The sequence below is a fragment of the Acinetobacter sp. YH12094 genome, from assembly GCF_013419295.1.
Taxonomy (GTDB): Bacteria; Pseudomonadota; Gammaproteobacteria; order Pseudomonadales; family Moraxellaceae; genus Acinetobacter; species Acinetobacter amyesii.
The window spans coordinates 124,975-146,019 of the sequence record NZ_VPAK01000006.1 but is presented as its reverse complement, the minus strand read 5'-3'; the positions used below and the strand labels follow the sequence as shown (position 1 = coordinate 146,019).

Here is a 21,045-nt window from a genome sequence, read left to right as displayed (position 1 = left end):
TCAAATCAATCAAAAAAATTGTAAAAGAAAATAATGGAACGATGAAATATTGAGGAGCATCGAGATTTGTCGATGCTCCTGAAGGGAGTAGTTATTTCGGGAGAACTTCAATGAGCTCTACATCAAAAATCAGCGTGCTGTTTGGCTCAATGACGTCTGCTGAACCAATTTGACCATAGCCTAAATTTGCAGGAATGAAGAAGCGATATTTTGCACCTTCTTTCATCAACTGTAGACCTTCTGTCCAACCCTGAATGACTTGACTCACTTGGAACATCGCAGGTTGGTTACGTGCAATTGAACTATCAAAAACAGTGCCATCAATTAAGCGACCTTCATAGTGAACTTTCACTGTTGAATTGGCTTTAGGTGATTTACCTTTGCCGGCTTGAATGACTTGATACTGCAGGCCAGATTTCGTGACCAGAATGCTCGGTTTTTTGGCATTTTCAGCAAGGAAAGCTGAACCAATGGTGGCATTCGCATCCGCTTTTTGCTTCAGTTCAATCAGTTGTTTCGCTTCGGTTTGCTTTTTATATTGAGTTAAGGCACGGGTCATTTCTTCATCTGTTAGTGACGAAGCTTGACCTTTAGATGCTGCCTTTAAACCTGCAACAAATGCATCAATATCTAAGTCTTTAATGGATTCAGCATTACTGCGTCCCATTAAATAACCAAAACTATAACCGACTTGTTCTGCAGCACTACTTTTATTACTGACATCTTTGGCAAATACAATGCTTGAGCAGAGTGCCAAACACAACATACTGATCTGTAATTTCATGACCGAGTCTCAAAATAAAGCAGGAGAGCGAAAAGCTCTCCTGTACCGGTTTTATTATTTAACTTCAATGAGTTCTACATCAAAAATTAAAGTACTGTTCGGTGGAATCGTTCCTGGAACACCTTGAGCACCATAACCGAGGTTTGAAGGAATATACAAAGTGGCTTTGCCGCCTTCTTTCATTAACTGTAGACCTTCAGTCCAACCTGGAATCACTTGATTCAATGGGAATTCAATTGGCTCGCCGCGCTGTACTGAACTATCAAATACAGTGCCATCCACTAACTTACCTGTGTAGTGAACTTTAACAACTGATGTGGCTTGCGGTTGTTTACCTGTACCTTCTTTCGTTGTTAGGTACTGTAAACCAGAAGCAGTGGTTTTAACCCCAGCTTTACTTTTGTTTTCTGTTAAGAAATTATCGCTGCTACTTTGTGCTTGCTTATTGCTTTCGAGCTGCTTGTTTTGCATTTCTTGCTGGAACTCAGCATATGCTTTTTGTAATTCTTCTTCAGTATATGCAGGTTTTGCACGAGCATGACCCGCACGAACGCCAGTGACAAAGCTATCAATATCTAATTCTGGAGGCGTTTGATGGGCAACTTCATAACCAAGTGCATAACTGATTTTAGCGACAGCAGAAGCATTTGCAGCTGGTTGAGTTGATGTTGCTGATTGCGTAGCAGGTGTTTTAGTTGCATAGTAAACAGGAACAAGTGCGGCACCGCCGAGTAATACAGCGACAGCGATAGGTAGGGCCTTACTCATATATTTTCCCACAATTATTTTATATGTAAAAAGTTGCTGAAATTCTAGCAGACTTTTCCTGTTCAGCGCTTACCTATCTCTATGATCAGGTAAGGTGCAGGAAAGATCATCATAGTCATGTTCTTATTTTTATACTATAACGGTATGAATATATAAAACATTTTTTATACAGAATGATGCATGCAACATAAATTTCGAAAATAAAAAAAGCCACCGTATTCGGTGGCTTTTTTGAATAGGCTTGAATTAGTCTTGGTCTTTTGAAGCTTTATAACCATAAGAATAGTTATAGCCATAACCATAACCATAACCAGCTGAGCTACGTTGAATGTCGTTTAGAATAATACCATTGACCTTCACACCCACTTGTTCAAAGCGGTTCACGGTTAACTCTAGTTCTTTCAACTGAGTTTTCGCATAACGAGCAATCACCAAATTTACACCAGCATATTGCGAAATAATGATACCGTCTGTCACCGCAAGTACAGGAGGGGTATCAATGATCACATGATCAAACATTGGTGAAATCAAATCTAAGAATTCTTTGAATTTACCAGAACTTAAAAGCTCAGATGGATTAGAAGGGCTTTTACCACGAGTAATCACACTCAAATTTGGAATTTCAGTGGTTTTAATGATGCTGTCTAGATCACGCTGGCCATTTAAATACTCAGAAAGACCTGGTTGGTTGTCATGATTGAAGTATTTGTTCAAATAACCACGACGTAAATCGGCATCAATAATTAAAACACGTTTATCGCTCTGCGCAAGAATCGTAGCTAAATTGGTTGAAATAAACGATTTACCAACTTCTGGTGCTGGCCCCGAAATCATGATCAGGTTATTTTTTGCAGATGTCAGTGCAAAGTGAATGGCAGTACGCATACTGCGCAGGCTTTCAATTGCAATATCATCGCTATTTTTAACCGCAAGTACAGGAATGGTCTTTTTCTTCTTCAGTAACTTGATGCGACTTTCTTGAACAGGGGAACGTGGCACAGTGGCATAAACCGGAAGATCCAGATTATTTTCAATTTCTGAAGAATCTTTAATTCCTGAGCGAAGCATATTGCGAACAAGAGCAATTAATACACCAATAAAGCCACCGACAAATAGCGAGAGTATAAGGACAATTAACTTTTTAGGTTTAATAGGTTCAATTGGCTCTACTGCAGTATCAACGATGCGGACATTACCAATTTCCCCTGCTTTTGCAATACGGAGTTGTTGGTAAGAGTTGAGTAGAGCGGTATAGAGTTGCTGTTTCACTTCAACTTCACGATAGAGCTGTAAATAACGACGTTGTAAATCTGGAAGTTTTTTTAATGTGGCATTTAGTTCAGCAATTTTGCTATTAATTGCCCCCAATTGTGCATTCATTTGCTGCATCACTGGGTGTTCGCTGGTGTATTTTGCAGACGCCTCAGCTACTTTTTGTTCAAGCTGTGCTTTTTGGGTTTCGAGTGTAATACTTTGAGTTAAATACAACTCAGACTCTTTAGTGACATCTACCGTATTAAACTCTTGACGGAATTTGTTAAATTCGCGTTCCGCAACATCCAGTTGTTGTTTTAGTTCAGGTAGTTGCTCATCCAAAAACTTTAAGGTCTGCGCGCTTTCAGCTGAACGGCGTTCAATATTTTGATGACTGTAAGCTGCTAAAATGGCATTTAGAACCTGTGTAATATGTTCTTTATCTTGGCCTTGATAGTTAAGGCCAAGCACGCCCGTCATTTTACCTTTTTCAGCAACAGAATAATTTGCCAAAATACTATCAACTGCGGCAGGTAGAGACTGCTTTTGAATTAAATAGTGATCTTTGAATTGATCTTTACTATAAATTGAGATTTCCCAAAGGCCTTCTGCAGTACGTAAAGAATTTTTTTGGTTCAATGGTGCTGTTAAAATTGTTTGCTCAGTCTGAAGATCAATTAAAGAAAATTTATTTTCTTGAAACTGTACACTAAGGTTTTTGTCACGATATTGCGCAGGGATATCAAATTGGCGGATTTCAAAACTTTTTTCATTATCTTTAAAAGTTACTGATTTATTTTTATATTCTGTGACATATTCATGCGGGGAAAATAAGCGATCAGTGAAAGAATTTTCTGTACCGGAAATTTTTAGGTCGAGATGTAAACTCTGAATGACATTACCAAGAACTAAACGTGATTTAAGAATCTCAATTTCTGCTTGGGCAGGTTGTTTTTGATCAATCATGCTTGATAGATCACCCAAGAGTGCTGCTGAAGTTCCTTTACTTTCCTCAACCTGTACCAGTGCATTTACTGCGTAGGTATCAGGCGTGGTTCTTAAATAAAGCAGGGCACAAACGAGACTTAAAATTACACATAAAGCAATTAACTTCCATTGTGCAATCAGAGAGAAAAATAATTCTTTTAAATCAATTGTATCTTCTGTATTGGTATTTTGGCTCATAATCGTACATCAAAAGTTAAATATGTTTAGTCCAATCCGCAACGCAAGACTGGATCAATTGTGAAGTTTGGTCAAAAAAGGCCTGATCATGCTGGTATGGATCGGGAACATTTTTACCTTGCCAATGTCCTAAACGAAAGGTCTTTCCCTTTGCAAATGGCCATGTCTGTTCAATATGCTTTTGTTGATTTGAACTCATGACCAAAATTAAATCTGATTTTTTGATCAGTTCAGCATTTAATTTTTGGGCAATATGTCCACTCATATCGATGCCAATTTTTTGCATACAGTGTTGAGCTTTTTCATCTGCTGGATGTCCAACCATGCCTGAGATTCCAGCTGAATAAATATTCAGATCGGGATGATCTTTTTTTAGGACATACTCCGCCATAGGACTTCGGCAAATATTACCTACACAGACCACCAAAATATTTTTAAATAACATTATTGACCCAATCTGTCCAAGTTATAGATGATATTTGAGAAAGGAATCACTTGATTGATTACACGCTGCCAGCGAGCTAAACCAGATGCATCAACATACACAATATCATTGCTGCGCATTTTGAACTGGTTAGCGAGCCCAAAATCACCGATACTGGTTAAATCTAAATGGTAAATTTCAGTCATCGGGCTATTTACATCGCTACGCACTACGTAGATTTTACCTCGACTTGCTGAAAGTGAGTTAATACCTAGACTTTCACCTAGGACATCACTGAGGCTCATGCCTTGTTCACGCATGGGTAAAGATTGGTTTTTGCCAGACTCTCCCATCACATAAATTTTTTGGTTTTCACGTGAGTTGACATAAATTGTGTCATTCGGTTTGATAAGTAAGTTGTGTAAAGAATATCCAGCTTTTTCAAGTTCAATACTATTGAGTACATAACTTTGACCATTTCTAACTAAGGTTAAAGATGCATTGTCACCAAATTGACTATTTACTCCGCCCGCCATACCTAATGCAGTATAAATACTAGTTGGTTGGTCGGTTAGATTAAACTGACCACCTTTCATCACGTTACCTTGAACAGAAAAACGTTGGCCTTGGTAGGAAAGTACCCGAACAATCACATCTGGGGTTTTTAAGTAACGAGCAAGTTGACTGCGTAATTCCTGATTGACTTGTGTCAGCGATTTTCCTGCAGCTTTATATCGGCCAATAATAGGGAATTGGATATAGCCACTTTGATCAATTTGGTAACCATTTGATTTAATCGCTTCTGCATTGCTTATTGTATTTGTGGGTGGTGTAATTTCAGGATATGCCCATAAATAAATAGATAAAATATCACCCGGATTTAAACGATAACTTTTTTGTTGTTGATTGAATAGATGGGCAAAATTTTGCTGATTTACTTGGGCGGGTTGAACAGCAACTAAATTTTCTTGAGTTAGTTTAATAACATTGACTGTCGAGCCTAAATCAGTCTGAAATGTGCCTTCTTTAGGAAGGTCATAGGTTTGTAAGCCTGAAGTAATGGCACAACCCGTCATACTTAGACTCAAAGCTAACATACAGCTATAACGATAGTAACTCACTCGAATACAAATCCTATTTATAAAATATTTGAATCATTGAAATACGGGTTTAAGTACCCAAATTACTCATTTTAGAATGTTAAGTTTATACTATTCACCTTGTAGAATATAGCTTTACATTTGTTTTAAATCGTAAGTTTAATCAACACTTGTATGGATAAATATCTTTTTAAAGATCTTGTTGTTAGTTAAATTTTTTTAAATATACAAAGTTGGTTTTATAGGGGGAGTTGTTTAATCCAATAAATATTGTTGATTAAAATTACAGTCCTCATAGAACATCATTACACAATCGAAATTTGATTTTCTGATATAATTTAACGCTATTTACAACATAACGATGATTGATGATTCATCGATGACATAGGCTTCAGTATGTTACAACTCTCCGAATTAAAAATTGCCATAATCGGATTAGGTTATGTCGGTTTACCGCTAGCTGTTGAGTTTGGAAAAAAAGTTCCCGTGGTGGGCTTTGATATTCATCAGAAGCGTATTGATGAATTACGTAGCGGACGTGATCATACCTTAGAAGTTTCTCCTGAAGAATTAGCACAATCAGCTCAATTAAGTTACAGCGCAAATTTAGAAGACTTAAAAGACTGTAATTTCTTTATTGTTACTGTTCCAACTCCAATTGATGAATATAAACAGCCAGATCTAACGCCATTAGTGAAAGCCTCAGAAAGCATTGCAAAAGTGTTGAAAAAAGGCGATGTGGTTGTTTATGAATCGACCGTTTATCCGGGTGCAACAGAAGAAGTTTGTATTCCTGTTTTAGAGAAAAATTCAGGCTTAGTATTTAATCAGGATTTTTATGCAGGCTATAGCCCTGAGCGTATTAACCCGGGTGATAAACTGCACCGTGTCACCAATATTTTAAAAATCACCTCAGGTTCTACGCCTGAAGTCGCTGATTATGTTGATGTAGTTTATAACTTGATTATTGAGGCAGGTACACATAAAGCAGCAAGTATTAAAGTTGCAGAAGCAGCGAAGGTGATTGAAAACACACAGCGTGATGTGAATATAGCTTTAATTAATGAATTGGCGCTTATTTTTAATAAAATGGGCATTGATACGGAAGCGGTATTACAAGCGGCTGGTACTAAATGGAATTTCCTTCCATTCCGTCCAGGTTTGGTTGGTGGTCACTGTATCGGTGTTGACCCGTACTACTTGACTCATAAAGCGCAAGCGATTGGCTACAACCCAGAAATTATTTTAGCGGGCCGCCGTCTCAATGACGGTATGGGGGCTTATGTGGTAACGCAGTTGGTGAAAGCTATGCTGAAAAAACGCATTCAAGTAGAAGATGCCAAAGTCCTCATTTTAGGCTTAAGCTTTAAAGAAAATTGCCCAGATATCCGCAATACACGAATTATTGATATTGTGAATGAGCTGAAAGAATACCATATTGATGCTGATGTCTATGATCCTTGGGTCGATGGAGCTGAGGCGGAACATGAGTACGGTATTAGCCCTGTGCAGGCGCTGGAAAATGGCAAATATGATGCAGTAATTTTAGCGGTTGCACATCACCAGTTTAAAGACATGGGCGTAGATGCGATCCGTGCTTTGGGTAAAGCTGATCATGTGCTGTATGACTTGAAATACGTGTTATCTCAAGCCGAATCTGACCTTCGTCTATAAGAGGACATACCATAATGAATCAATATCAACAGGTATGTGACAACCTTAAAACAGCGCCTAAAACATGGTTAGTCACAGGTGTTGCGGGCTTTATTGGCTCGAATCTTCTCGAAACATTGCTCAAGCTCAACCAAACTGTGGTGGGTTTAGATAACTTTGCCACAGGGCATCAGCATAATTTGGATGAAGTAAAGGGCTTAGTCACTGCTGAGCAATGGGCAAAATTCAGTTTTATTGAAGGTGATATTCGCCAATTTTCCGACTGCCAAAAAGCCTGTGCAGGTGTGGATTATGTTTTGCATGAAGCTGCTTTAGGTTCTGTACCGCGTTCGATTGCCGATCCGATCACCACCAATGACACCAATATCAGCGGTTTCTTAAATATGCTTACTGCTGCGCGTGATGCAGGTGTTGCCAGCTTCACATACGCAGCCAGCAGTTCAACTTATGGTGATCATCCTGCATTGCCAAAAGTTGAAGAAAATATTGGCAATCCGCTTTCACCGTATGCTGTGACCAAGTACGTTAATGAGCTATATGCCGATGTCTTTGCACGTAGCTACGGTTTTAAAGCGATTGGCCTGCGTTACTTTAACGTGTTTGGTCAACGCCAAGATCCAAACGGTGCTTATGCGGCAGTGATCCCGAAATGGACGGCATCGATGATTGATGGTGAAGATGTCTTCATCAACGGTGACGGTGAAACCAGTCGTGACTTCTGTTTTATTGATAACACGGTTCAAGCCAATATTTTGGCGGCAACTGCATCTGATGACGCCAAAAACCAAGTGTATAACGTGGCTGTGGGTGACCGTACTACGTTGAATGAGTTATATCGTTCCATTCAGGTGGCACTTGCTGAAAATGCGGTGAACTTTGAGCGTGATCCTGTGTACCGTGAATTCCGTGCAGGCGATGTACGTCATTCACAAGCCAGCATTGCCAAAATTGAGCAAGGTTTGGGTTATGCACCGCAGTTTAAAATTGCCGAAGGCATTCAATTGGCCATGCGTTGGTACGTCAATAACTTAAAATGATCTTGAACCAATGATTGCGAAACTCTTCGCAAAATATCAGTCTATTGGACTGATTACACTCAGTTTACTGGCAGGTGCGATAATGACATTTATCGCACTTCCTGTTTTAACACGTCTATATTCTGTGGCAGACTTTGGTGCTTACGGTATCGCCTTAGCCATCGTCAGTGTACTTTCCACAGTAGCCAATTTGCGTTTGGATCAAGCGCTATTAGTTGCCGAAGAACAAGATAAAAAAAGCCTGATTTTTGAAGGGGCTGTATTCTCAACAGCAATCGCTGTGATGAGTGGCATTGTCATCAGCTTGATTTTAAATGTTGAAATGGCAGGTGCAGTTGCTACAGGTGTGCTCGCTAATACCCTCATTCAAAGCTTATACAATTACAAATTTTCAGCGCACAAAGAATATTTTTGTGCAGGTCTAAATGTTTTTAGAAGTGCGATTGTGGTTGTAGTGCAACTGAGTTTGCCACTGTTTATACAGATCAGTTTGGTGAATAGCTACAATGTCAGTTCGATCCTGATGATCGTGGCGGTGCTGATTTATTTACTAAAGAATCAACTGTATCAAGTGAGTTGGCAAGCATTTAAACATTACAAAGATTTTATTTATGCCAATACACCTCATGCCTTGCTGAATAGTTTTTCGCATAATTTGCCTTACTATGTGGTGTCGCATTTTGTCGGTGTGCAGGCGATGGGTTTTTATGCCATTGTCGAGCGGACTTTACGTGTCCCAATCAATTTGATTTCGCAGACTTTACGCCAGTTTTTTATCCGTAAGTTTAAAAGCACGGATTCAAATAAAAATGCGTTAAAGGCAAGTGTGCTTTTAAGTTTGATGTCACTGCCTCTTTTTGCAATTTTCTTTATCTTGCCTGAATCGGTATATCTTTGGATTTTCGGTTCTGAATGGGTTGGCATCTCAACTTATTTCCAAATTTTAGCGTTGGGCTATTGGGCGATTTTCTGTAATCCGCCAAGCTCGGCTTATTTAATTGCCAAGCGCAATAGCCAAGTATTATTTAAACTGCAAATCGTAGAGCTCATGATTAAGTTTGCTTTATTTGCAGGCTTATATGTTTTATGTGCCGATAAAATTTATATGCTCTTGGCGGTGCCTGTGGCGCTGATCATTTATAACTTTGCCATTTTATATGTGGTGTGGAGAAACAAAAGCTGATGTTTTTTAAACTGTTAAAACTGATGAATTGGTTCACTGCACAATGCCGTCAGCAATTTTATAACCTGGCTTTTGGCACCAAATTTCGTTATTTCGGCAAAGCCTGTACGGTCGAAATTAGTGGACAAGTGAAGATTGGTCAGAATGTTTATATTGGCGATCATGTCAGTTTAATTGTCGAGCAAGGTGCAAGCTTAGAAATCGCAGATAACAGTTTTATAGGTGAAAGTTGTTACATCAAATGCTTTGGTGGCAAGGTTTCGATTGGCAAAGACGTCAGCATTAACTCGAAGTCATTTATCAATGGTTGTGGCGGTGTGAGCATTGGCGATAACACCCGTATTGGCACGCAAAGCATCATCATTGCCAGTAATCATAAGTTTGGTGAGCCTGATCTTTTGGTGAAAGATGCGATTACCAAACTCGGTGTAAGCCTTGGTGAAAATATTTGGCTCGGTGCACGAGTGACGGTTTTGGATGGTGTCACCATTCCAAGCAATAGCGTGATTGGTGCGTGTAGCTTGGTGTCTAAACCGCTTGATGATGCGGGGGTCTATATTGGGAGTCCTGTGAAAAAAATTAAAGACCTATAAAATCAGGTCATCATGCTGACTTTGGCATTCATATCCTAAAGCGAATTTTCAGCGTAAAATATTCAGCGATTTTTCCTCCTTTTTAGAACCTGACATAGGTCATGTATATGGCATTTATTGTTTCTGCTTTTCGACAGCTGTTTGATTTGGCTTATTTTATGGCCAAAGGCAGTGTGGCATATGCACGTAAAAAAGGGGTCAAAGTGGGTGAAAACTGCCGAATTTATATTAAAAATTGGGGCTCAGAACCGTTTTTAGTCTCCATCGGTGATCATGTCACGGTCACTTCAGGCGTGAAGTTTATTACCCATGATGGCAGTACATGTTTGGTACATGATGAGCAAGGCAAGCGTTACCAACGCTTTGCCCCGATTCAGGTCGGCTCACACGTGTTTATTGGTGTAAATAGCATTATTATGCCGGGCGTGAGCATTGGCTCCAACGTGGTGATCGGCGCAGGTTCGGTGGTGACCAAAGATATTCCCGATAACGCCGTAGTAATTGGTGTGCCTGCCAAAGTAGTCTCAAACTTTGCCGATTATCAAGCCAAAATTCAAAATACCTGTGCCAGTGATAGCGACTTGATTGGCATCACCGATTACCGTGCCCGTGTGGAACGTGCCATGGTGATTCAAGCCTCAAAAACTCCGCATTAATATTCTCCCATTTTAAATTTTAGGTCTGATTATGTTGAATAAAGTCATGTTCTTTTTGCCAAGCTTAGGTGGTGGCGGTGCAGAGCGTACAGTCATTCAACTCGCCAATAGTTTTGCTGAACAAGGCCTGAAGATCCATTTGGGCGTGTGTGATCTAAATGGTGAAAAAGCCAAATTGTTGCCAGAAGTCAGTCCTAAAATTGAGTTGGTGAATTTCAATTGTGGTCGGGTGATGAATAGCATCACTCCCTTAAAAATTAAAATGAAAACCGAACGATATGATTGCTTAGTCGCCACCCAAACCCATACCAATATTGTGGCAGGCATTGCCAAAAAACTAGCAGGTGTTAACACGCGTTTGATCTTCCGTGAAGTGTCGACGCCGTCGAAAAATATCAAGTTGCAGGGCGTCGCCAAATTTGTATTGAAAACCTTGGTGAATTGGACGTATCCGATGGCACAGCAAGTGGTCTGTGTCTCTAAAGGTGTCGAAGCCGATTTTCGTGAATATTACGGCTATAAGAATAAAAATTTGAGCACCATTTATAATCCCGTACTCGATGATGCCTATTTCGAAAAGCTCAAAGCACCTGTGACACATCATTTTTTTAATGACAGCAACAAGGTGATTTTAGCCGTCGGGCGTTTGACTGAAGCCAAGAACTTTGGCTTTCTGATTCGTTCATTTAAAGCCTTACACGATCAGTATGCAGATACACGTCTGATTATTTTAGGTGAAGGCGAGTTACGTGCTGAGTTTGAAGCCTTGGTGGCTGAATTGGGTTTAAACGATGTGGTGGATTTACCTGGTTTTGATGCCAATCCCTATGCCTATTTTAAATATGCATCTTTGTTTGTTTTAAGTTCCAATTGGGAAGGTTTGCCAGGGGTGCTGATTCAGGCATTGGCATCGAAAGTCAAAGTGGTCAGTACCGATTGCCCAAGTGGTCCACGTGAAATTTTAGACCACGCCAAATTTGGCTTATTGGTCGAATGTAATGATCAAGCAGGTTTGACTCAAGCGATGCAAAAAGCAATTTTTGCGGATTATGTACACTATTCAGATCGTGACTTTAACGCGCATATTCAGCAGTTCCATAAACAAACCGTATTGAAGCAGTATTTGCGCATGATGGAGTCAGCATCATGAATAAACCGTTAATGGTGCATGTGATTACCAACTTTGCAGGCGTGGGTGGTGCCGAAATGATGTTGGCACGCTTAATTCAGCAAACTGAACATGACTATCAGCACGTGATCATTGCACTGATGAAAACTTCCAAGGTATATCAAAGTACTTTAGAGCGTTGTCAGTCGCATTATGCGCTCGGTTGGAATGGTTTAAATACGCTGAGTACGGTGAGTCAGCTGCGCGCATTACTCAAAAAGCTACAGCCCGCAACGGTGCAATGCTGGATGTACCATGCCAATGCATTGACCAGTCTCAGTGTTATTAGTTTAGCGAAAAAACCAAAGGTCGTATGGGGTATTCATCATTCTCTTGCTTCTCCTAAAGATGAATCAATCAGCACCAAGATTGCCTTGGGCATAAGCAAAATACTGTCACAGCAACCTAGTGCTATTATTTACTGTGCGCATTCATCGAAACAGCAACATACTGGTTTTGGTTTTAAAAATGCTCAACAGCATGTGATTGCAAATGGCGTATTTCTTGATAAATTTCAGCCGAATTTACAGCTCAATCAGCCAACGGTGATTGGGTTTGCTGGTAATTATCGACATGCCAAAGGTTATCCGTACTTGTTTGAAACTATGGGCTTGCTGAAAGATGAAAACATCATCTTTAAAATTGCGGGTGGTGGCGCAAGATTAGACAATCCAGACGTTAAAGCCTTATTTGAACAATATCAGTTAGATGCTAAAAAGGTTCATCTGCTTGATCAAATCTCCGATATGCCTGCCTTTTATCAATCGATTGATGCATTCTTGATGACCTCAATTACTGAAGGTTTCCCAAATGTCTTGGTCGAAGCGATGGCATCAGGTTTGCCGTGTATCAGTACCGATGTCGGTGATGCCAAATACATTGTGCAGGATTTAGGCAGTATTGTTCCGCCACGCAATGCCCAAGCGTTGGCAGATGCGATTTTACAATATGCACAAAAAACTGAAGCAGAAAAACAAGCCTTAAAACAAGCAACGCGTGAACGGGTCGAGCAGAATTTCAGTATTGCAACCGTCAGCCGTCAATATATGCAGGTGTGGAGCCAACAGGCATGAAATTTTTAATGATCAGTAGTTTTTTGCCGTCGGTACTGAATTTTCGTGGCAAATTATTAGAAGCTATTGCTGCCCACGGCTATGAAATTCACATCATGGCACCTGAGTTTGCAGACTTTCCTGAAGAACAGCAAAAACTGCAAGCACTCGGCTATCACTTGCATGAAATTCCGATGCAACGCACGGGTACCAATCCATTGGCGGACTTAAAACTGCTTAAAAACCTGTATCAGCAGATTCGTCATATTCAGCCCGATTATGTGCTGTCCTATACCATTAAACCGGTGATTTACGGCACACTCGCATCATGGCTTGCCAAAGTGCCACATCGTTTTGCTTTAATTACCGGTCTAGGTTATGCCTTTCAAAATGTGGAGTCGGGCAAGCACAGTCTGTTCCAAAAAATGGTACATGGTTTATATGCCCAAGCCTTAAAACATAGTGACAAAGTCTTTTTCCAAAATCCGGATGATTTAAAACTGTTCCAAGATATGCATTTACTTGAAGCTGATAAACCGGCTGTGGTGGTGAATGGTTCAGGCGTGAATGTACAAGATTTTGATGTCATGCCCTTGCCGAAAAATCAGCAGGGGCAGGTTAAAGCATCATTCTTGCTGATTGCACGATTGCTCGGTGATAAAGGTGTACGTGAATATGCGGAATCGGCACGCATTATCAAAGCCCAATATCCTGAAGCAGAATTTCATTTGGTCGGTTGGATTGACGATAACCCTTCTGCGATAGCACAAGCTGAACTCGATAGTTGGATTGCTGATGGTCGCCTCAAATATTGGGGTAAACTCAGTGATGTCCGTCCTGCAATTGCACAAAGTTCGGTCTATGTGTTGCCCTCTTATCGTGAAGGTACACCTCGCACGGTGTTAGAAGCCATGGCAATGGGACGTGCGATCATTACCACTGATGCACCGGGCTGTCGTGAAACCGTATCGCATGGTGTAAATGGCTATTTGGTCGAGGTAAAATCAGTCGATGATTTGGCACAGAGCATGCAATATTTTATTGAAGATCCAAAACTCATTGAGTTTATGGGACAACGTTCACGTGAAATTGCTCTCAATAAATATGATGTGCATCAGGTGAATAAACATATGCTTGCTGAAATGGGAATCATCGATATCAATTTAGAGTCTGGCGCATGTTGATTAAATACATCAAAAGCGATTTATATCGTTATACGGGAAAAGTCAGTTTTAAATTGTTTATTAAAAACTACCTATTTAATCGCGGCTTTAATTTTTCATTTTGGTTACGTATTGCCAGTTCAAAAACGTTTTTAGCAAAACTTGCTTATCCCATTTATTATTATAAAAGAAAGCAATATGGGATCGATATTCATACCACGACTAAAATTGGCTATGGCTTATATATTGGACATGGTGGACCTTTAGTCATTAATCCCACAGCAGAGCTTGGGCATAACGTCAATTTATCTCAATTCACAACGATTGGCGCCAATGGTGGTCGTCGTGCAGCCAAAATAGGTAATAATGTTTATATTGGACCTCATGTCTGTATCGTGGAATCAATTACGATTGGTGATAATTCAACGATTGGCGCGGGTAGTGTGGTGACGAAAGATATTCCTGAAAATGCCACGGCTGTAGGAAATTATGCCAAAGTCATTCACATGAATAATGCAGGTCAATCTGTAAATAGACGTTGGACAGATCTTGACTAAGGGGCAGAGGAATTCAATGTTAAAACGTATTATTGATATCACCATTGCTTCCACGGCTTTAATTTTGCTGTCACCTGTGTATTTGATCGTGGCACATAAGGTGAAAAAGAATTTAGGTTCGCCGGTGCTATTTCGTCAGGTGCGTCCGGGTTTACATGGTAAACCGTTTGAAATGATCAAGTTCCGTACCATGAAAGATACGCTGGATGCTGAGGGCAACCCATTACCCGACAGCGAACGCCTCACCCCATTTGGCAAAATGCTTCGTGCCACAAGTTTGGATGAAATGCCTGAATTGTGGAACGTGATTAAAGGTGACATGAGTATTGTGGGTCCACGACCACTGCTGATGGAATATTTACCTTTATATAATCAGGAACAAGCCAAACGCCATAACGTGCGTCCGGGCATCACGGGTTATGCACAAGTGAATGGTCGCAATGCCATTTCATGGGAAAAGAAATTCGAACTCGATACATGGTATGTGGAAAACCAATCACTGTGGCTCGACTTTAAAATCATGCTGAAAACAATAAAAAAAGTGCTTGCCAAAGACGATATCAGCGCCGAAGGCGAGGCAACCATGAGTAAATTTACCGGCACACCGGAAAAAAAATGACAACACTTTATGCAATTTATGGGGCATCAGGTTGTGGGCGTAGTTTGATGCCCGTCGCACGTCAGCAATTGGCGCGTGAACAAGATCAATCTGAAATTGTCTTTATTGATGATGCTTTAATAGAAATCGGTTCGGTGAATGGTCATCGTGCTATGAATTATTCAGCCTTTTTAAATGAATCAGCATCGACAAAATACGTGCAAATTGCGATTGCCAATAGTCGTGTACGAGAAAAGATTGCCAACCGTTTAGAAGCGGACGGTATTCAGCTTTGGTCAATCTGTGCTGACAACGTCATTTTCATGGATGAAGTACAAATTGCAGAAGGTTCAGCACTCAGTCCATTTGTCACCATTACCTCCAATATTAAAATCGGAAAATGCTTCCACGCCAATTTATATAGCTATGTCGAGCATGATTGTGTGATTGGGGATTTCGTTACTTTCGCGCCAGGCGTAAAATGCAACGGCAATATTCATATACATGCGCATGCCTATATTGGCGCGGGTGCGATGATTAAGCAGGGCACACCTGATCAGCCTTTAGTGATTGGTGCGGGTGCGATTGTGGGTATGGGTGCTGTCGTGACCAAAAGTGTACCCGCAGGCGTCACCGTGGTGGGTAATCCTGCCCGAATTGTGACTACAAAATAGATTTTTAAACTCGATTTTTAGACTGGGAAAATTCCATGTTAAACAGTGCATTTGAGCCTTGGCCAAGCTTTACCCAAGCAGAAGCCGATGCGGTGTCAAAAGTCCTATTATCCAATAAAGTGAATTATTGGACAGGTCAGGAATGCCGTGAATTCGAAAAGGAATTTGCACAGTTTGCAGGAACCAAGCATGCGGTTGCCGTTGCCAATGGTACTGTGGCACTTGATTTAGCCCTCAAAGCTTTGGGTATTGGTGCAGGTGATGACGTGATTGTCACCTCACGGACTTTCTTAGCTTCAGCAAGCTCAATTGTGACTGCGGGTGCCAATCCGATTTTTGCTGACGTTGAACTGGATTCACAAAATATCTCACGCCGTACTATTGAAGCGGTGATTACACCGAATACCAAAGCCATTATTTGTGTGCATTTGGCGGGTTGGATGTGTGATATGGATCCGATCATGCGGTTGGCTGAGGAAAAAGGCTTTTTTGTGATTGAGGATTGTGCCCAAGCGCATGGTGCAATGTACAAAGGAAAATCAGCTGGTTCCATCGGTCATATAGGCGCATGGTCTTTCTGCCAAGACAAAATCATGACCACGGGCGGTGAAGGTGGCATGGTCACTACCAATGACGAAAGTCTGTGGAAAAAAATGTGGTCATATAAAGATCACGGTAAAAACTTTGATAGCGTGTATAACAAGCAACATCCACCGGGCTTCCGCTGGCTGCATGACTCATTTGGCACCAACTGGCGCATGATGGAAATGCAGGCGGTGATTGGCCGTTTACAGCTCAAACAAATGCCAGAATGGACTGCAAAACGTAATGCCAATATGGTGCGTATCCAAGCGGCGTTTGATAATAGTCCGTATTTTACTGTAGCAAAACCATCTGTTGAATATGTGCATGCAGCCTATAAATGCTATGTTCACGTCAATGTCGATGCATTACCCAACGGCTGGTCGCGTGATCGAATCATGGCAGAAATCAATGCATTGAATGTGCCTTGTTTTAGCGGCTCGTGTTCAGAAGTGTATTTAGAAAAAGCATTTGATGGTACGCCTTGGCGTCCTGCGCAGTCTTTACCGCAAGCTAAACAGCTCGGTACAACAAGTTTAATGTTCCTTGTACACCCAACATTGTCTGAGCATAGCCTGCAAAAAACCGTGGATGCGATTCAAGCAGTGATCGCAAAAATCTTAACCTGAAAAGCGCGTATAATATTCGTTCTCATCCGCTTTATTGACCCCATTTGAGCATCTTGTGAAAGACATTATCCGTTCTATAGCATCATTACCGCGTCGCCAAAAACAAATCGTTTTGGTGCTGATGGATATCTGTGTTTTACCGTTAATGATGTGGCTGGCATATGCCATACGTTTGGCACGTCCTAATGTTCAGGTCATGCAAGGACTGGATGCTTGGTATATTTATGTCGGTGTAGTTGGCATTCTGATTTTTGCATTGCTCGGTATTTACCGTGCAATTGTGCGTTCATTTAATGAAGATTATTTGCTGCGAATTTTAGTTGGAACATTTATTCAAATCGTGGCGCTGTACACGATTAAAAAACTCAATGTCGCATTTATTCCCATGAGTATTCCGCTCATGTATGGCTTTATGCTGTTTTCATACATGTGGTGGAGCCGTGCAGTCATTCGCTACGCTACTCTTAAAACTTTTGCCAAAAAGCAAAGCCGTAAACGTGTGGCAATTTATGGCGCAGGGCTGGCAGGACAACAAATTGCAGCAGCTTTAAACCGCTCAGATGATTATTTGCCCGTGTGTTTTATTGACGATAAGCGCTCCTTACAAGGTCAGTCACTGAGTGGTTTAAAAATTTATTCACCCAAAAAAGCGCAAGCAAAACTTGGAAAATTTGGCATTGAAGAAGTTTTACTTGCCATGCCTTCCGTTGGTCGTGCACGGAAAAAAGAGATTATTGAGTCTTTTGATACGGCAGATGTCAAAATTATGGAACTGCCAGGGGTAACCCAACTGGTCGATGGTCAAGTCCAAGTTTCAGATATCCGTGAAGTGGATATTATTGACCTATTGGGGCGTGATCCTGTACCGCCGAAACCTGAACTGTTAGAAAAAAATATTAAAAATAAAGTGGTCATGGTGACAGGGGCGGGCGGTTCGATTGGTTCTGAGCTTTGTCGTCAGATTGTGAAGCATCAGCCGAAAATGCTAGTGCTGTTTGAAATGTCTGAATTTGCTTTGTATTCAATGGACCGTGAATTGCAGGCTTCTGATATACAAATTATTCCAGTGCTGGGTTCTGTCACCAATCAGCAAAAATTAGAACGTATTATTCAAGAGTACAAAGTGCAAACAGTTTATCATGCCGCAGCTTATAAACATGTACCACTTGTTGAAGCAAACCCATTTGAAGGTATTTATAATACCTCCATTGGTACACAGCGTAGTGTAGATGCAGCGGTAAACCAAAATGTTGAAACTTTTGTTTTAATTTCAACAGATAAAGCGGTACGTCCAACCAATGTGATGGGCGCGTCTAAACGCATGGCAGAATTGTATTGTCAGGGCCTAGCGTCGACGAATCCAAAAACGCAAATTAGTATTGTGCGCTTTGGTAATGTACTCGGTTCGTCAGGTTCTGTCGTCCCTTTGTTTAAAAAGCAGATTGCTCAAGGCGGGCCTGTTACAGTAACGCACCCAGAAGTCACGCGTTATTTTATGACCATTCCTGAAGCAGCTCAGCTCGTGATTCAGGCAGGTGCGATGGGGACAGGTGGTGATGTATTTCTGCTTGATATGGGCGAGCCAGTTAAAATAATAGACTTAGCTAAACAAATGATTCGTTTGAGTGGTTTTCGAGCTATAGATGAAAATGGTATAGGTGATATTGAAATACAATTTACAGGTTTACGTCCAGGTGAAAAGTTATATGAAGAGTTGTTAATTGATGCTGAAAATGTTGAAAAAACAGAGCATGAGCGGATATTAAAGTCTTATGAAAAATATTATGGATATTTAGAGGTTTCTGAAATATTTATACAGCTTAAAAATTACAAGCATCGTGATGATTTAAATGAATTATTTACGATACTAAAAAAATATGTGGATGGTTATTGTTCAGTATCTATAGATAAGTAATTTTAATATTTTAATAGTAGTATTAAAGTTAAATTTAATTTAACTGGATGATATAATTAAGGATAACAATATTAAAGCTATACCTTAATACAGTGAATTTTAAAATTTAGGATATTTATGAAAATTTTAGTTACAGGCGGCGCTGGTTTTATTGGTTCAGCCGTGATTCGCCATATTATTAATCATACTAATAATGAAGTTTTAAATGTTGATAAGTTGACCTATGCTGGCAATTTAGAGTCTTTAGAACTTATTTCTGACAGTGAACGTTATCAGTTTTCACAAACTGATATTTGCGATCGTATTGCATTAGATCAAATCTTTGAAAGTTTTCAACCAGATGCTGTGATGCATTTGGCAGCAGAGTCCCATGTAGATCGCTCAATTACAGGTTCGGCTGCGTTTATTGAAACCAATATTATTGGTACATATCAATTGTTGGAAGCTACCCGTCATTATTGGAACGGTTTAAATCAAAATAGAAAACAAGCATTTCGTTTTCACCATATTTCAACAGATGAGGTTTATGGTGACTTAGAAGGTACAGATGACTTGTTCCTAGAGACAACACCCTATGCTCCGAGTTCTCCATATTCGGCAAGTAAGGCCAGTTCAGATCATTTAGTTCGAGCTTGGCATCGAACTTATGGACTACCAACAATGATTACCAATTGTTCAAATAATTATGGTCCTTATCATTTCCCTGAAAAATTGATTCCATTAGTGATTTTGAATGCTTTAGAGGGTAAGGCTCTTCCAATTTATGGTAAAGGTGATCAAATTCGCGATTGGTTATATGTAGAAGACCACGCTAGAGCATTATATAAAGTGGTGACTGAAGGCATTGTGGGAGAGACGTATAACATTGGTGGACACAATGAAAAACAAAATATCGAAGTCGTGAAAACAATTTGTAAGATTTTAGATGAGTTGAGACCTCAAACGAATGCAGAGCCTTATGAAAGTTTAATTACTTTTGTGAAAGATCGTCCAGGGCATGATTTACGTTATGCGATTGATGCAACTAAAATCGGCAATGAGCTAGGTTGGAAGCCTGAAGAAACGTTTGATACAGGTATTCGAAAAACAGTTGAATGGTATTTGAATAATTTAGAGTGGTGTCGTCGTGTTCAAGATGGCAGTTACCAACGTGAAAGATTAGGTGTGAATGCATAATGAATACAAAAGGTATTATTCTTGCAGGTGGATCGGGTACACGTTTATACCCAATTACAAAGGGTGTATCCAAACAACTACTCCCAATTTACGACAAGCCAATGATTTACTATCCAATTTCTGTACTTATGTTGGCAGGAATTCAGGATATTCTGATTATTACGACACCTGAGGATAAAGAGAGCTTTGAACGCCTGCTTGGTGATGGTTCTCAGTTTGGTGTTCGTTTGCAGTATGCTATTCAGCCAAGTCCTGATGGTTTAGCACAGGCGTTTATTATCGGCGAAGAGTTTATTGGTGATAGTAATGTGTGCTTGGTACTTGGCGATAATATTTTCTATGGTCAGGGCTTTACACCAATGCTTAAGCAGGCCGTAGCTCGCCAAAAAGGCGCTACAGTTTTTGGCTATCAAGTAAAAGACCCTGAGCGTTTTGGTGTGGTTGAGTTTGATGAGCATAAACGCGCAATTTCATTAGAAGAAAAACCTAAGCAACCAAAATCAAATTTTGCAGTGACAGGTTTGTATTTTTATGACAATGATGTGATTCAAATTGCAAAAGAAGTTAAACCTTCTGACCGTGGCGAATTAGAAATCACGACAGTGAACCAAATGTATTTGGAGCGTGGTGATTTAAATGTTGAGCTATTGGGCCGAGGCTTTGCATGGCTCGATACAGGTACACATGCAAGTTTACTTGAAGCAGCACAATTTGTAGAAACCTTAGAAAAGCGTCAAGGCTATAAAGTAGCATGTCTGGAAGAAATTGCTTTTAATCAAGGTTGGTTGAGTAAAGAGCAAGTGTTAAAAATTGGGCAAAGCATGAGTAAGAATGACTATGGTCAATATTTGATTTCTTTGGTAACTGAATAAA

General features: G+C 40.3%; 20 protein-coding genes. 15 read left to right on the top strand and 5 right to left on the bottom strand.

Features of this window, described 5'->3' with window-relative positions; genetic code table 11:
- Positions 1 to 91: 91 nt before the first annotated feature.
- From FTU34_RS06885 to FTU34_RS06865, 5 genes are all read right to left on the bottom strand, one after another.
- The gene (locus tag FTU34_RS06885) at positions 92 to 784 is read right to left on the bottom strand and encodes an FKBP-type peptidyl-prolyl cis-trans isomerase (RefSeq protein ID WP_180035060.1); all 693 of its coding nucleotides are present in this window, start codon (positions 782 to 784) and stop codon (positions 92 to 94) included.
- Between the two features lie 54 nt (positions 785 to 838).
- The gene (locus FTU34_RS06880; RefSeq protein WP_078191625.1) at positions 839 to 1,552 is read right to left on the bottom strand and encodes an FKBP-type peptidyl-prolyl cis-trans isomerase; all 714 of its coding nucleotides are present in this window, start codon (positions 1,550 to 1,552) and stop codon (positions 839 to 841) included.
- A 246-nt stretch (positions 1,553 to 1,798) separates the two neighbouring features.
- Entirely contained in the window at positions 1,799 to 3,991 is a 2,193-nt protein-coding gene (locus FTU34_RS06875; RefSeq protein ID WP_180035061.1) for a polysaccharide biosynthesis tyrosine autokinase, read from the bottom strand.
- A 16-nt stretch (positions 3,992 to 4,007) separates the two neighbouring features.
- Positions 4,008 to 4,436: a low molecular weight protein-tyrosine-phosphatase gene (locus FTU34_RS06870; protein WP_180035062.1), complete on the bottom strand. Its 429-nt coding sequence runs from the start codon at positions 4,434 to 4,436 to the stop codon at positions 4,008 to 4,010.
- Complete coding sequence (locus tag FTU34_RS06865; protein ID WP_180110097.1) at positions 4,436 to 5,512, bottom strand: polysaccharide biosynthesis/export family protein; 1,077 nt, start codon at positions 5,510 to 5,512, stop codon at positions 4,436 to 4,438. The genes FTU34_RS06870 and FTU34_RS06865 overlap by 1 nt, the downstream gene beginning before the upstream one ends.
- 399 nt (positions 5,513 to 5,911) lie before the next feature.
- Between FTU34_RS06865 and tviB the strand changes: the two genes are divergently transcribed.
- The 15 genes from tviB to rfbA all read left to right on the top strand — a co-directional run bounded on the left by tviB (position 5,912) and on the right by rfbA (position 21,044).
- Positions 5,912 to 7,189, top strand: a complete 1,278-nt coding sequence (gene tviB / locus FTU34_RS06860; protein WP_180035063.1) for a Vi polysaccharide biosynthesis UDP-N-acetylglucosamine C-6 dehydrogenase TviB — start codon at positions 5,912 to 5,914, stop codon at positions 7,187 to 7,189.
- A gap of 14 nt (positions 7,190 to 7,203) precedes the next feature.
- A complete protein-coding gene (locus FTU34_RS06855) occupies positions 7,204 to 8,226 on the top strand; it encodes an NAD-dependent epimerase/dehydratase family protein (protein ID WP_180035064.1) in 1,023 nt (340 codons plus the stop codon).
- A 10-nt stretch (positions 8,227 to 8,236) separates the two neighbouring features.
- On the top strand, positions 8,237 to 9,409 hold the full coding sequence (locus FTU34_RS06850; protein ID WP_180035065.1) for an oligosaccharide flippase family protein: 1,173 nt from the start codon (positions 8,237 to 8,239) through the stop codon (positions 9,407 to 9,409).
- A complete protein-coding gene (locus FTU34_RS06845; protein ID WP_180035066.1) occupies positions 9,409 to 10,002 on the top strand; it encodes a DapH/DapD/GlmU-related protein in 594 nt (197 codons plus the stop codon). The genes FTU34_RS06850 and FTU34_RS06845 overlap by 1 nt, the downstream gene beginning before the upstream one ends.
- 107 nt (positions 10,003 to 10,109) lie before the next feature.
- The gene (locus FTU34_RS06840) at positions 10,110 to 10,658 is read left to right on the top strand and encodes a DapH/DapD/GlmU-related protein (RefSeq protein WP_180035067.1); all 549 of its coding nucleotides are present in this window, start codon (positions 10,110 to 10,112) and stop codon (positions 10,656 to 10,658) included.
- Between the two features lie 31 nt (positions 10,659 to 10,689).
- A complete protein-coding gene (locus FTU34_RS06835; RefSeq protein ID WP_180035068.1) occupies positions 10,690 to 11,808 on the top strand; it encodes a glycosyltransferase in 1,119 nt (372 codons plus the stop codon).
- The gene (locus tag FTU34_RS06830) at positions 11,805 to 12,899 is read left to right on the top strand and encodes a glycosyltransferase (protein WP_180035069.1); all 1,095 of its coding nucleotides are present in this window, start codon (positions 11,805 to 11,807) and stop codon (positions 12,897 to 12,899) included. The genes FTU34_RS06835 and FTU34_RS06830 overlap by 4 nt, the downstream gene beginning before the upstream one ends.
- Positions 12,896 to 14,062, top strand: a complete 1,167-nt coding sequence (locus FTU34_RS06825) for a glycosyltransferase family 4 protein (RefSeq protein ID WP_180035070.1) — start codon at positions 12,896 to 12,898, stop codon at positions 14,060 to 14,062. The genes FTU34_RS06830 and FTU34_RS06825 overlap by 4 nt, the downstream gene beginning before the upstream one ends.
- Positions 14,056 to 14,598, top strand: a complete 543-nt coding sequence (locus FTU34_RS06820; protein WP_104498391.1) for a serine O-acetyltransferase — start codon at positions 14,056 to 14,058, stop codon at positions 14,596 to 14,598. Before FTU34_RS06825 ends, FTU34_RS06820 begins: the two co-directional genes overlap by 7 nt.
- A 16-nt stretch (positions 14,599 to 14,614) precedes the next feature.
- A complete protein-coding gene (locus FTU34_RS06815; protein ID WP_180035071.1) occupies positions 14,615 to 15,217 on the top strand; it encodes a sugar transferase in 603 nt (200 codons plus the stop codon).
- The gene (locus FTU34_RS06810) at positions 15,214 to 15,870 is read left to right on the top strand and encodes an acetyltransferase (RefSeq protein ID WP_180035072.1); all 657 of its coding nucleotides are present in this window, start codon (positions 15,214 to 15,216) and stop codon (positions 15,868 to 15,870) included. Before FTU34_RS06815 ends, FTU34_RS06810 begins: the two co-directional genes overlap by 4 nt.
- Before the next feature lie 35 nt (positions 15,871 to 15,905).
- Entirely contained in the window at positions 15,906 to 17,081 is a 1,176-nt protein-coding gene (locus FTU34_RS06805) for a DegT/DnrJ/EryC1/StrS aminotransferase family protein (protein ID WP_180035073.1), read from the top strand.
- Positions 17,082 to 17,136: 55 nt separating this feature from the next.
- On the top strand, positions 17,137 to 18,996 hold the full coding sequence (locus tag FTU34_RS06800; protein WP_180035074.1) for a nucleoside-diphosphate sugar epimerase/dehydratase: 1,860 nt from the start codon (positions 17,137 to 17,139) through the stop codon (positions 18,994 to 18,996).
- 117 nt (positions 18,997 to 19,113) lie between these two features.
- Positions 19,114 to 20,172, top strand: a complete 1,059-nt coding sequence (gene rfbB, locus FTU34_RS06795; RefSeq protein ID WP_180035075.1) for a dTDP-glucose 4,6-dehydratase — start codon at positions 19,114 to 19,116, stop codon at positions 20,170 to 20,172.
- On the top strand, positions 20,172 to 21,044 hold the full coding sequence (rfbA, locus tag FTU34_RS06790) for a glucose-1-phosphate thymidylyltransferase RfbA (RefSeq protein WP_180035076.1): 873 nt from the start codon (positions 20,172 to 20,174) through the stop codon (positions 21,042 to 21,044). Before rfbB ends, rfbA begins: the two co-directional genes overlap by 1 nt.
- The last annotated feature ends 1 nt before the right edge of the window (position 21,045 follow it).